The sequence below is a fragment of the Microbacterium hibisci genome (assembly GCF_015278255.1).
GTDB classification, from domain to species: Bacteria; Actinomycetota; Actinomycetes; order Actinomycetales; family Microbacteriaceae; genus Microbacterium; species Microbacterium hibisci.
Window position 1 is genome coordinate 57,781 of sequence record NZ_JADIJC010000009.1, and the last position, 11,374, is coordinate 69,154.

At 69.6% G+C, this 11,374-nt stretch carries 9 protein-coding genes and 1 tRNA gene; 4 read left to right on the forward strand and 6 right to left on the reverse strand.

Features of this window, described 5'->3' with window-relative positions; all coding sequences use genetic code 11:
• Positions 1-8 precede the first annotated feature (8 nt).
• The 3 genes from IM770_RS15265 to IM770_RS15275 are packed head-to-tail and all read right to left on the reverse strand — an operon-like array spanning position 9 to position 3,303.
• Positions 9-1,292: a DUF1593 domain-containing protein gene (locus IM770_RS15265; RefSeq protein ID WP_203582016.1), complete on the reverse strand. Its 1,284-nt coding sequence runs from the start codon at positions 1,290-1,292 to the stop codon at positions 9-11.
• Positions 1,289-2,404: a Gfo/Idh/MocA family protein gene (locus IM770_RS15270; protein ID WP_203582017.1), complete on the reverse strand. Its 1,116-nt coding sequence runs from the start codon at positions 2,402-2,404 to the stop codon at positions 1,289-1,291. Before IM770_RS15270 ends, IM770_RS15265 begins: the two co-directional genes overlap by 4 nt.
• Complete coding sequence (locus tag IM770_RS15275) at positions 2,401-3,303, reverse strand: nucleoside hydrolase (RefSeq protein ID WP_203582018.1); 903 nt, start codon at positions 3,301-3,303, stop codon at positions 2,401-2,403. Before IM770_RS15275 ends, IM770_RS15270 begins: the two co-directional genes overlap by 4 nt.
• Before the next feature lie 247 nt (positions 3,304-3,550).
• On the opposite strand from IM770_RS15275, the gene IM770_RS15280 reads away from it, so the two are divergent.
• Positions 3,551-5,173 (forward strand): M20/M25/M40 family metallo-hydrolase, encoded by a 1,623-nt coding sequence (locus tag IM770_RS15280; RefSeq protein WP_307785480.1) that lies wholly within the window; start codon positions 3,551-3,553, stop codon positions 5,171-5,173.
• A 179-nt stretch (positions 5,174-5,352) separates the two neighbouring features.
• Here IM770_RS15280 and IM770_RS15285 read toward each other — a convergent pair.
• Positions 5,353-5,428: transfer RNA gene (locus IM770_RS15285), tRNA-Thr, on the reverse strand.
• Between the two features lie 256 nt (positions 5,429-5,684).
• On the opposite strand from IM770_RS15285, the gene IM770_RS15290 reads away from it, so the two are divergent.
• The 3 genes from IM770_RS15290 (at position 5,685) to IM770_RS15300 (ending at position 8,371) form a co-directional block, all read left to right on the forward strand.
• On the forward strand, positions 5,685-6,593 hold the full coding sequence (locus tag IM770_RS15290) for a MetQ/NlpA family ABC transporter substrate-binding protein (RefSeq protein ID WP_203582019.1): 909 nt from the start codon (positions 5,685-5,687) through the stop codon (positions 6,591-6,593).
• Between the two features lie 88 nt (positions 6,594-6,681).
• Positions 6,682-7,719, forward strand: a complete 1,038-nt coding sequence (locus tag IM770_RS15295) for a methionine ABC transporter ATP-binding protein (RefSeq protein ID WP_203582020.1) — start codon at positions 6,682-6,684, stop codon at positions 7,717-7,719.
• Positions 7,712-8,371, forward strand: coding sequence for a methionine ABC transporter permease (locus tag IM770_RS15300; protein WP_203582021.1), 660 nt, complete (start codon positions 7,712-7,714; stop codon positions 8,369-8,371). Before IM770_RS15295 ends, IM770_RS15300 begins: the two co-directional genes overlap by 8 nt.
• A gap of 73 nt (positions 8,372-8,444) precedes the next feature.
• Here IM770_RS15300 and IM770_RS15305 read toward each other — a convergent pair whose 3' ends face one another.
• Both IM770_RS15305 and IM770_RS15310 read right to left on the reverse strand, forming a co-directional pair.
• Positions 8,445-10,028 carry an alpha/beta hydrolase gene (locus IM770_RS15305; RefSeq protein WP_203582022.1) on the reverse strand — a complete coding sequence of 528 codons (1,584 nt, stop codon included), beginning with the start codon at positions 10,026-10,028 and terminating at the stop codon, positions 8,445-8,447.
• Between the two features lie 5 nt (positions 10,029-10,033).
• Positions 10,034-11,230 carry a DNA polymerase III subunit delta' gene (locus tag IM770_RS15310; protein WP_203582023.1) on the reverse strand — a complete coding sequence of 399 codons (1,197 nt, stop codon included), beginning with the start codon at positions 11,228-11,230 and terminating at the stop codon, positions 10,034-10,036.
• Positions 11,231-11,374 lie beyond the last annotated feature (144 nt).

Genomic DNA, 11,374 nt, shown 5'->3' on the forward strand with positions numbered 1-11,374 from the left:
ACGGCGGTTCACGCGCCAGGCACGGGCAGCTCAGCCGCGCTGCGGCACCACTCCAGCCGCTGGGCGAAGTCGGCCATCGCCGCGGTGCGCCACGGGCTCAGCGTGCCGGTCCCGGGCATGCCTCCCTCGGCCAGGTCGGCGCGCTGATCGTCGCACCACCAGTCCGCGTAGGCGTCGGAAGGATGCTTCCAGCGCTCGGGTGGCGGCGGCGCGCTCGTGAACGACCCGGTGATGCCGTCCAGGCCGGGGTGCGTGCTGCGGATGAGGTACGGCATCCGCCGGTAGTCGCGGGGGGCGAAGCGGAATCGCAGCGTCGACTCGTCCACGCGGACCGCAGGCGAGAACGGCCCCTGCACGCGATTGTCGAACATGAGGTCGGTCACGTGATCGGCCGGGAGGTCGCCGGGGGCTTCCACCAGGAGCTCGACCACGCCGTAGTTCTCGACGACATCGGCATCGGCGTGAGCGGGGTGCCGCAGCACCGAGTGGCGACCATCCCAGATCCGAACGAACCGGCCTCCCCAGCTGTCCTGATCCGGACGCTGCGCACCGCCCAGCACCCAGGTCACCGTGGGCGTGTCGCCCATCTTCGCGTACCAGTGCTGACCGGCGAAGAACTCCCCGAGCGCGCCCCGGCCCTCCGCGTGAGCGGCGATGAACTCCTTCGGCGCCAGCGTCCCCTCGCCGGCCCGGAAGAACCCGAGGTACGTCGAATTGGACTCGATGAACGACAGGTCGCGATGGTTCTGCTCGAGGTAGTGATAGGCGTCCACCCCCATCGTCTTGTTCGGCCCGCCGACCCAGTGGATGCGGACCCGGCCGGCGATATCGGGCGCATCGTGCAGGGCTTGCGCGATGTCTTCGAGCCCGCCCCACGCGAGCACATGAAGTGGCCGCGGATCTTCACGACGCGCAGCGCGGACGAGCAGCTCCGAACCCTCGGTCGCGTCTGAGACACCGCCGTCGGGCGGAAGCTCGAGAGCCCCTTGCGCCACCACGGCGCGGAGCTGATCAGCGTCGGGGTACGTCGGGCGATGCGTCCGCAGGTTGCGCAGATCCTCGGCATAGGCGTCGATCACGGCGTGGATGTCGGCCGCACGCCCGTTCCCGTACGGTGACGAGATCAGCCCTTCGATGTCGAGCATGTCGGCGTAGAGCAGCAGATGGACCATCGACTGGAAGTCGTCGGGATCCGTTCCGCCGATGTCAGTCGTGACGACCACACGCGTCCGCTCGCCGAGGCCAAGGGAAGGGGCGGGACCGATCGAGGGCTGCGAGTTCGCGTCGTTCACCAGGACACCCCCGCCTCTGCGAACGTCCGGCCTTCCCACGCCGCTCGCTCGACCAGCTCCTCGATGCCGCGCACCACGCGGAAGACCTCACCGCCCCGCTCGACGACGTCGATGTGCTCGGGTGAGATCCTCACGGGCTCGGGCGAGGCCACGATCGCTTCCAGCACCCGCGTGAACGCGCCGGTCGTCGCGAGTGGGACCGACAGCGGCGCGCCGCGGCGGATGTGCGCGACCATCTCGTCCAGCAGATCCGACCGCTCGAACGCGTACGTGCGCGGAACGGGAGCGCCGCCGGGGTGCACCTGCAACAGGTCGCGCGTGTAGAAGTAGAGCGCGTGACCCCCCGATCCCCGGAGCAGGACGTAGGGCTCCTGCTGCAGCGGAGCGGTGACGCTCAGAGCCGCCGCGATCCGAGTGCCCGAGGTCAGCTCGATCACGAGCGAAGACGTATCGTCGGTGTCGATGTCGTTCGCCCGCCGCATATCGGTGCGGACGTCGCGCACATCGCCCGATTCCGCCGCACCGGCGATCGCGAGCGCCGTCGCGATCGCATGACTCAGCGGATTGGTCGCGGCGCCGTCGGCACTCACCCGACCGTCCGGCAGGCGACGCCGCCCGGCCCACGGACTGCGACGCCAGTACTCCTCCGAGCGGGACCACAACCCGACAACGCCGATGTGGTGGAGCTCGCCGAGTCCGCCCGACGCGATGAGCTCGCGCGCGGCGGGGACCCCTGTGCTCGCCAGCGATTGGAAGCCGACCTGGACCGAGCGGCCGGCGGCCCGGGCCGCGGCATCCACTCGACCGTGTTCCGCCGTCGAGACCACCGGCGGCTTCTCGAGGAGGACGTGCGCGCCGGCTTCCAACGAGAGCACGGCGAGATCGGCGTGGTACGGGATGGGGGTGCTGACGACGGCGAGGTCGACCTCGGTCGCCTCGAACATGGCCGACGCTTCCGTGAAGACCCGCACCCCCTCCGGCAGGTCTCCTCCGCCGCGCGGATCAGCAACCGCGACCAGCTCCAGTTCGTCGCCGCGCGTGAGCACTCGGTCGATATGCCTGCGTCCGTACCCGTGCGCGCCGATGACGCCGACTCGCAGTCGTCGCGTCATCGCTCCGCCTCCGCCTCGGCGAACTCGGCGAGCTTGGCGAACATGTCCTCGAGGAAGAAGCGCACGTCGATCTGGTCCACCACGAGCACGTCGCCGCCCTTCTCCGACGGGACGCAGTGCCCGTCCGGGGTGAACGAGACGGGGCTCTGGCGGCGGAACGAGGCGCACCACGGGTCGAGCATCAGCGCGATCGCCGGCGAGTCGCCGAGCGACCGCGACTCGACCGGTACGCGGTGGTGCGCGGTGTTGAAGTCGACCACCGTCTGCGCGAGGTACCGACCCAGCTCCCCGCACGGCTCGACCCGGCGACGCAGCTCGGCATAGCTCACGCTCGCCAGCCTGTAGATGTTCGACGGCACCTGCCAGATGTCGATGCCGGAGCCGAACACGACGTTGGCGGCGGGGATGTCGTTGCGCAGGTTGAACTCCGGCCACGTCCCGCGCCACTCGCGGTCGCCGTACGGTGGGCCGCCGATCCAGATCACGGTGGTGTCGCTCTCGGCGATGTCGGGCGCCAGCAGCAGCGCGCTGGCCATATCGGTGAGCGGGCCGAGAAAGCCGATGAAGAGCGGCCCGGCATCCGTTCGCCGCGCCTCCTCGATGATCAGCTGCGCCCCGGGACTGTCGACCGGAGTCGCCTCGTCGGGCAGCGGGTCGGCGGCGCCGTTGGCGATCGTCACATCGCTGCCGCCCAGCAGGGTGATGAGGTGGTCGAGCTCCTCGCGGGAGTCGAGCATCGAGCGCTGCGAACGCCCCGACCCGAAGTGCGCGGGGATGATCCCGCGGATGTCGAGACTCGGCGACAGCAGCGCGTGCACGACCGCGAACTGGTCGTCGGCCTCGTTCTTCACGTCGGAATTGATGATCACACGACGGGTGCGTGGGTCGTCGATCTTCATTGATCCTCCTTCGGCCCCCGATCCGTGGTGATGAGACGGAGGGAGGCTGGGAAACCGGTTACTCACCGAGTCTAGCGAAGGCGAACAGTCGCGCCAACCGCGTCGGCCGGATCCCGCCGTGGCGATCGCACAGTCGAGCATGCTGTGTGCGCGCGAACGCTAGGCGATCGAGCCGATCCGGACTACCGTCGTTCTCGTCGGTGCCCACAAGAGCATCGCACCGCAGAGATAGGCAAAGGAGCCCGTCGTGAACAAATCCACCACCCTGGAACGCGTCAAGAGCACGAAACGCACGGTCGGCGCCGTGGCAGCCGTGGGAGCGATGGTGAGCATGACGCTCATCGCCGCAGCTCCGAGCGCCGCCGCGCCCGCCCAGAACGGCTGTGACTCCCGCACCAACAACACTCAGCAGAAGCTCCTGGAGTGCGTGCGAGTCGACGGAGTCGTCGAGCACATGGCGCAGTTCCAGGCCATCGCCGACGCGAACGGCGGGACCCGTGCCGACCAGACGCCCGGTTACGACGCCAGCGTGGATTACGTCGTCGGCGTGCTCGAAGACGCGGGATGGTCGGCCGATGTTGTGCCGTTCACATATGAGGCCGCGGAGGTCGTCCTCAAGCAGACAGCCCCTGTCACCGCCACCTACGAAGCCAACGACGCGACCGGGACGGGCGAGGGCGATGTCACGGGCAACGTGATCCCCGTCGACATCGTGCTCACGGGAGACCGCGTCAACTCCAGCGGCTGCGAGGCCACCGACTTCGACGCGGCGCTCTTCGCCGGACCGGACGACATCGCCCTCATCCAGCGCGGCACCTGCGGATTCATCGTGAAGGCGCAGAACGCGCAGGCAGCGGGTGCCGAGGCCGTCGTCCTGTTCAACCAGGGCGACTCCATCGGCGCAGGCGACCGGTTCGGTGCGGTGAATCCCACCCTGGCCCCGTTCGAGGCCTCGATCCCGGTCGTGGGCACGACGTTCGCAGCCGGTGTGGCGCTGGCAGTGCCTGGTTCCACAGCGCAGGTCAAGGTCGACTTCTTCGAGGTGACCTCGGCCAACGTGATCGGCGAGCTGGCGGGCACCAACGACTCCAACGTCGTGATGGCAGGTGCGCACCTCGACTCGGTGCCGGCAGGACCGGGCATCAACGACAACGGCAGCGGCTCGGCCGCGCTGCTCGAGGTGGCTCAGCAGATGGCCAAGACCACGCCGCAGAACACGGTGCGCTTCGCATGGTGGGGCGCGGAGGAGCTGGGACTCATCGGGTCCACGCAGTGGGTCGCGCAGCGCACCCCCGCCGAACTCGAGGAGATCGCCCTCTACCTCAACTTCGACATGATCGGCTCGCCGAACTACTACTTCGGCGTGTACGACGCGAACGAGTCGAGCTTCGTCGCGCCTGTGGTCGTTCCGGAAGGGTCCGTCGACATCGAGCAGACCTTCGAGGAGTTCTATACCCTGCTCGACGAGCCCTACGACGACTCGGCGTTCAGCGGACGCAGCGACTACTCGGCCTTCATCGCTGCGGGCATCCCCTCCGGCGGCCTCTTCACCGGTGCCGAGCAGGTCAAGACCGCCCAGCAGGCGGCGATCTGGGGCGGCACCGCGGGAGCGTGGTTCGACCCGTGCTACCACCAGGCGTGCGACACGATCGCGAACTACAGCCAGCACGCGCTCGAGGTCAACTCGGATGCGGTCGCGTTCGCCGTCTCGACCTACGCGGCTTCGACGGAGAGCGTCAACGGCGTGGCGGGTGTCAAGATCCCGGGCAACTTCCCGGTGCCCGCACCGGCCGGACCGGAGCACACCTTCGCCGGCCCGCTGGGCGGAGATGACCACGGTCACGACCACGGTCACACCGACAGCGAGTGAGCTGACCTGATCGAGGGGTGGGCGGACTGACCGTCCACCCCTCGATTGCGCATGGCTGCCCGCGTGCACCGGGCCCGATCGCGGGTCGAGCAATGCGGAGATCACCGAAGAGCGCGGTCCGTTGCCGACGTGCACCGCGCGCCGACATCGAGGCGATACCGTCGCCCGATCAGAGGATGTGGAGCCACCTAAGGGAATCGAACCCTTGACCTATTCATTACGAGTGAATCGCTCTGCCGACTGAGCTAAGGTGGCGCGCTTCGCTTGCGCGATGCACAAGCAACGATCTTACAGGGTCTCGAGAGTGCTCGCGAACACGGCGCATCCGACTCGCACCGCGGCACCCGATGCCGCTGCCGTCGCGACTCGGTGTCGACGTGTTACGCCTCGGTTCGAGATGCCCCTGCCGCCCACGTAGGTTCGTACGCGGTCCGCGACGAAGCGTGCGCGGTCCGTGGATCGTGTGCGCGGTCACAAGCCGAGACGGACCTCGATCCACAGGAGCACGCACATGTCCACACCGAAGAAGCTCACCGCCGCCGCAGCGCTCGCCCTTCCCCTCGCTCTCCTCCTCGCCGGCTGCGCCGGTGGCGGAGCGGATGCCGACGCCTCCGGCTCGGCCGCAGAGAACGAGGTCGTCCGCATCGGCGTCGTCGGCGCCGGCGACCCCTACTGGGAGACCTACACCGAGGCCGCCGCCGAGGAGGGCATCGAGGTCGAGCTCGTGGACTTCAGCGAGTACTCGCAGCCCAACCCCGCACTGTCGGCGGGCGAGCTGGACCTCAACCAGTTCCAGCACATCATCTACCTCGCCACGTACAACGTGCAGAGCGGCGACGATCTGCAGCCGATCGGCGCCACGGCGATCTACCCGCTCGGCCTCTACTCCACCCAGTACGACTCGGTCGACGACATCCCCGAGGGCTCGACGATCGCGATCCCCAACGACGAGTCCAACGGCGCACGCGCCCTGCTCGTGCTCCAGTCCGCGGGCCTCATCGAGCTCGAGGACGGCGGCTCGGCCTTCTCGACACCGGCCGAGGTCATCGAGGACGAGTCGAAGGTGCGCGTCGAGGCCGTCGCCGCGGACTTCACCGCCTCGTCGCTGCCCGACTTCGCGGGCGCCGTCGTCAACAACGACTTCGTCACGAAGTCGGGCCTGACCGAGGACGAGCTGCTCGCGCAGGACGACCCTGCCGACCCGTCGGCCTTCCCGTACATCAACATCTTCGCGGCCAAGGCCGAGGACGCCGACAACCCGACGTACCTCAAGCTCGTCGAGATCTACCAGAACACCCAGGCGGTGCAGGACGGCGTCCTCGACGTGTCGGGCGGGACCGCCGTGCTCGTCAAGACGCCCGTCGACGACCTGCTGACGTCCCTGAAGGACGTCGAGGACGACATCCGCGCCGACTCGTAAGACCCGCCACACCGCGGCACCCGGCTGTGCGGTCCGTCGCGCTTCGCGCGCACGGGCCGCACACGCGCGTTCCGCCCAGGAGCATCGAATGACCCTCATCCGCCTCACCGGCGTGACCAAGACCTTTCCGCCGTCAGGCAAGGGCGGCTCCCCCGTCCTCGCCGTCGACGACGTCTCGATCGACATCGCCGCCGGCGAGGTGTGCGGCATCATCGGCTACTCGGGGGCTGGCAAGAGCACCGTCCTGCGCCTCGTCAACGCCCTCGAGACGCCGACCGCCGGCACCGTCGAGATCGACGGGCGCGACGTGACGAACCTGCGCGAGCGCGAGCTGCGCGAGCTGCGGGGCGACATCGGCATGATCTTCCAGCAGTTCAACCTGTTCGACTCGCGCACGGTCGCGGGGAACGTCGCGTATCCGCTGGAAGTGGCCCGACGGCCCCGGGCCGAGATCGCCGCCAGGGTCGACGAGCTGCTGCGGTTCGTCGGACTCTCCGACAAGGCGCGCAACTACCCCGAGCAGCTGTCCGGCGGGCAGAAGCAGCGCGTCGGCATCGCCCGCGCGCTCGCCACGAGCCCTCGCATCCTCCTCGCGGACGAGGCCACCAGCGCTCTCGACCCCGACACGACGCAGGAGGTGCTGGGCCTGCTCCAGCGCATCAACCGCGAACTCGGCGTCACGATCCTGGTGATCACGCACGAGATGGACGTCATCCGCACGCTGGCCGACCGCGTCATCGTGATGGAGCACGGCCGCATCATCGAGAGCGGCGACGTCTTCGACGTGTTGTCGGCGCCGCAGCACCCCGCCACGCGGCGGTTCGTGGCGAGCATCATCGAGGACGTGCCGGTCGGCGACCAGCTGCGGACCCTGCACGACCGCCACCCCGGACGCATCGTCACCTTCTCCGTCCGCGACGGCAATGTGACCCAGGCCGACGTGTTCGCCGCGCTGTCGTCGCACGGCGTGCGGTTCGAGCTCGTGCACGGCGGCATCAACGACATCGGAGGTCGTGTCTTCGGGCACCTCACGCTGGCGCTGACCGGAGAGGCGGATGCCGTGCAGCAGGCGATCCGGGCCGCATCGGCGTTCGCGCCGCTCATCGAGGAGGACGTCCGTGGATAGGCTCCTCGATCTCCTCCCCGAGCTGTGGGCCGCCACGGCCGAGACGCTGTACGTGGTGTCGCTGAGCCTCGTCTTCGGCGGCATCGCGGGGCTGTTCGTCGGCCTCGCGCTCTACGCCACGCGCCCCGGCAGCCTCTTCCCGAACCGGTTCCTGTTCGGGACGCTCAACGTCATCGTGAACTTCTTCCGGCCCATCCCGTTCGTGATCCTGCTCGCGGCGGTGCAGCCGATCGCCCGCAGCCTCGGCATCCCGGGCATCGGCCCCGAGTTCGGCATCTTCGCGATCACCATCGCCTCCCTCTTCGCGATCAGCCGCATCGTCGAGCAGAACCTGCTGACGGTGCGGCCCGGCGTGATCGAGGCAGCCCGCGCGACGGGAGCGAGCCGGTCACGGATCCTGCTGCGTCTCCTCCCCCGCGAGGCCCTCGGCCCGCTCATCCTGGGCTACACCTTCATCGTCGTCGCGCTGGTCGACATGACGGCCATCGCCGGTGCCGTCGCCGCCGGTGGTCTCGGCGAATTCGCGATCGTCTACGGCTTCAAGCAGTTCAACCCGTGGGTGACGTGGGCGGCGGTGCTGGTCATCATCGTGATCGTCCAGCTCGTGCAGTTCGTCGGCAACGCCCTCGCCCGCCGCGTGCTGCGCCGCTGAGCGAGCTGCCCACCCGGATTGAGGAGAGCGGATGCCGCGGGTCGCGGCATCCGCTCTCCTCATCCCTCGCTCGTCACTCGCAGCGCAGGTCGTCCTCGGGGGCGGTCCCTTCGAGCAGGTAGGTCTCGACGGCGGTGTCGACGCAGTCGTTGCCCTTGTTGTAGCCGGTGTGGCCCTCACCCACCCGCGTCACCAGCACGCCCGAGGAGAGCTGCTCGGCGAGTGAGACCGACCACTCGTACGGCGTGGCGGGATCGTTCGTCGTGCCGACGACGACGATGGGCGCGGCCCCGTCGGCGGCGATGGGCTCACGCACGCCCGTGGCCGGATACGGCCAGACCTCGCAGGGATCGGACCCGCCCCAGAAGGGAGCGATCGTCGGAGCCTCGGCGGCGAGGAGCGCCTCGGCCTCGGCGCGGTCGTCCTCGGTCGCTTCGAGCGGATAGTCCATGCAGTTGTACGTCGTGAACGCCTCGGTCTGGTTGTCGACGTAGACGCCGTCGACCCGGGAGTTGTAGTCATCGGCGAGGAGGAATGCGAAGGTCGGGTCGCCCTCCAGCACGTCCGTCAGTGCGGTGGTGAGATAGGGCCACGTTCCCTGCGAATACAGGGGGCGGATGATCGCGGTCATGAGCGTGTCAGCCCCGAGCATCCTGCCGTCGGCGTTCGGCAGCGGATCACGGTCGACGCTTGCGAGCAGGGTGCCGAGGTCGGCCATCGCGTCGTCGACGCTCCCCCGGAAGGGGCACTCGTCGTCGGCGAGGCACGACGCCATGTAGGCGCGCAGGGCGGACTCGAAGCCGATGGCCTGCGTCGTGCCGATGTCCTCGCCCGGGATCGCCGGGTCCACCGCACCGTCGAAGACGAGGCGGCCGACCTTCTCGGGGAAGAGCTTGGCGTAGGTCGCCCCGAGGAAGGTCCCGTACGAGTACCCGAGGTAGTTGAGCTCGGTATCGCCGAGCACGGCGCGCATCAGATCCAGGTCGCGCGCGGCGTTGTCGGTGGTGATGTACGGCAGGATGCCGTCGCTGTTGGCTTCGCAGGCGTCCGCGAAATCGCGGTTGCGCTCGCGCAGCTCGTCCGACCACGCCTCGGTCCCGCGAGGGTCGGCCGGGATGTCGTAGAGGTACGCGTCCATCTCCGGGGCGTCCAGGCAGGTGACAGCCGTGGACTCGCCCACTCCTCGCGGATCGAAGCCGACGGTGTCGAACTGCGCGCGCACCGCGTCGCCGACAGCGAGCTGCACCGCGTCGCGGACGTACGCCACACCGCTCACGCCGGGTCCGCCGGGGTTCATGAGCAGCGAGCCGATCGGCTCGTCCGTCGCCTCGGCGCGGCTGCGGATGAGCGACAGCTCGATGTCGCCCTTCGTCGGGTCGGCCCAGTCGAGCGGCGCGCGCACCGTCGTGCAGTCGAAGTCGGCGCACGCCTCCCAGTCGAGGGTCTGCTCGTAATACGGCAGCAGCTCGGCAGGCACCCCGTCGACATCGGGAGCCTTGCTCGTCGTCGGACGCGGTGCGGTGTCGGGGATCAGGGCCGAGAGGCAGCCGCTGAGGACGAGGGATGCGGCGACCAGCCCGGCGAGCACCGACGGGATGCGGAATCGAGCACGACGCGTCGACGTGCGCTCGAGACGCGCGGGACGACTCCTGGGCATACGGTTCACGGGATCCTTCCGCTCGCGACGGTGACGAGCATGCTCTCGAGGGCCAGTGCGGGCGCGGCGTTGAGCTCGAGGTTCTCGCGTGTGACCCCGATGCGGTCGACGACCGTCAGCGTCCGCTCGGGAGTCCACGCGGTCGCCAGGGCGCGCAGCTCGGACTCGAGCTCGCGATTGATGAGAACGCCGTCCCGGCCGAACTGCAGCATGAGCACGTCGCGGAACATCGACTCCAGGTCGGTGAGCACGCGGTCGATGCCGTCGCGGAGGCTGCGGGTCGCGCGACGCTTCTGCTCGTCCTCCAGCGCCGACAGCTGGGACCGGACCGCCGGCGGGACCGGCGCCCCCTCGGCGATGCCCAGCGTGCGCAGGAGCGTCGCGCGCTCCGCCTCGTCGCGTTCGGCCGTCAGCGCCTTCGCGTCGTCGGTGGCCGCGGCCACGATCGCGCCGGCGACCTCGACCGCGTCGCCCACGCCACGCACCGCGAGCACGCCGCGCAGCGTGGCATCACGGCGGGCGCGGGCCGCGGCATCCGTCGCCAGCCGCTGCGCCATGCCGATGTGGCGCTGGGCGTGCCGCGCGGACTGCTCGGCGATGGCCGGGTCCACGCCGCTGCGGCGCACGATCAGATCCGCGACATCGTCGACGTCGGGCTCACGGAGCCGCAGGGTGCGCACGCGTGAGCGGATCGTGGGGAGCAGATCGGCGTCGCTCGGCGCGCACAGCACCCACACGGTGCGCTCGGGCGGCTCTTCGAGCGCCTTCAGAAGGACGTTCGAGGTGCGCTCCGCCATGCGGTCGGCGTCCTCCATGACGATGACGCGATACCGCCCCAGCGACGGCGCGAAGTACGAGCGCTCGACCAGGGCGCGGGCGTCCTTGATGGAGATGATGACGCCCTCGGTGCGCAGCGCGGTCAGATCCGGATGGGTGCCGGCGAGCACTTGGCGCATCGTGCGCTCGTCACCGGGCTCGGCGATGAGCGCCGCGGCGAACGCGTGCGCGAGTGTCGAGCGACCCGAACCGGGCGGACCGGTGATCAGCCACGCGTGCGTCATCGATGCGGGGTCGGATGCCGCCTCGCGAAGCGCCTGGACCGCGGCGTCCTGCCCCCACACGTCGCCCCACGGGACGCCGTCGACCGTGGCGTCGCGCGCATCGGGTGCGCTCGCGTTCGCGGGCTGGGTCGCGGCATCCATCCCGCCCAGCCTAACCGGGGCCGCCGACGCCCCCGCTCGTCTCCGAGATCAGGCGATCTGGCCTGCGCAGGACGATCTCGCGCACAGCGTCCTGCCTCCGCCGGATCTCCTGATCTCGGAACCAGTCAGGCGGGCGCCGGGCGC

Coding starts and splice junctions, on each gene's coding strand:
- IM770_RS15270 (WP_203582017.1), bottom strand. CDS start 2,404: ATGACGCGACGACTGCGAGTCGGCGTCATCGGCGCGCACGGGTACGGA.
- IM770_RS15275 (WP_203582018.1), bottom strand. CDS start 3,303: ATGAAGATCGACGACCCACGCACCCGTCGTGTGATCATCAATTCCGAC.
- IM770_RS15290 (WP_203582019.1), top strand. CDS start 5,685: ATGTCCACACCGAAGAAGCTCACCGCCGCCGCAGCGCTCGCCCTTCCC.
- IM770_RS15295 (WP_203582020.1), top strand. CDS start 6,682: ATGACCCTCATCCGCCTCACCGGCGTGACCAAGACCTTTCCGCCGTCA.
- IM770_RS15310 (WP_203582023.1), bottom strand. CDS start 11,230: ATGGATGCCGCGACCCAGCCCGCGAACGCGAGCGCACCCGATGCGCGC.
- IM770_RS15305 (WP_203582022.1), bottom strand. CDS start 10,028: ATGCCCAGGAGTCGTCCCGCGCGTCTCGAGCGCACGTCGACGCGTCGT.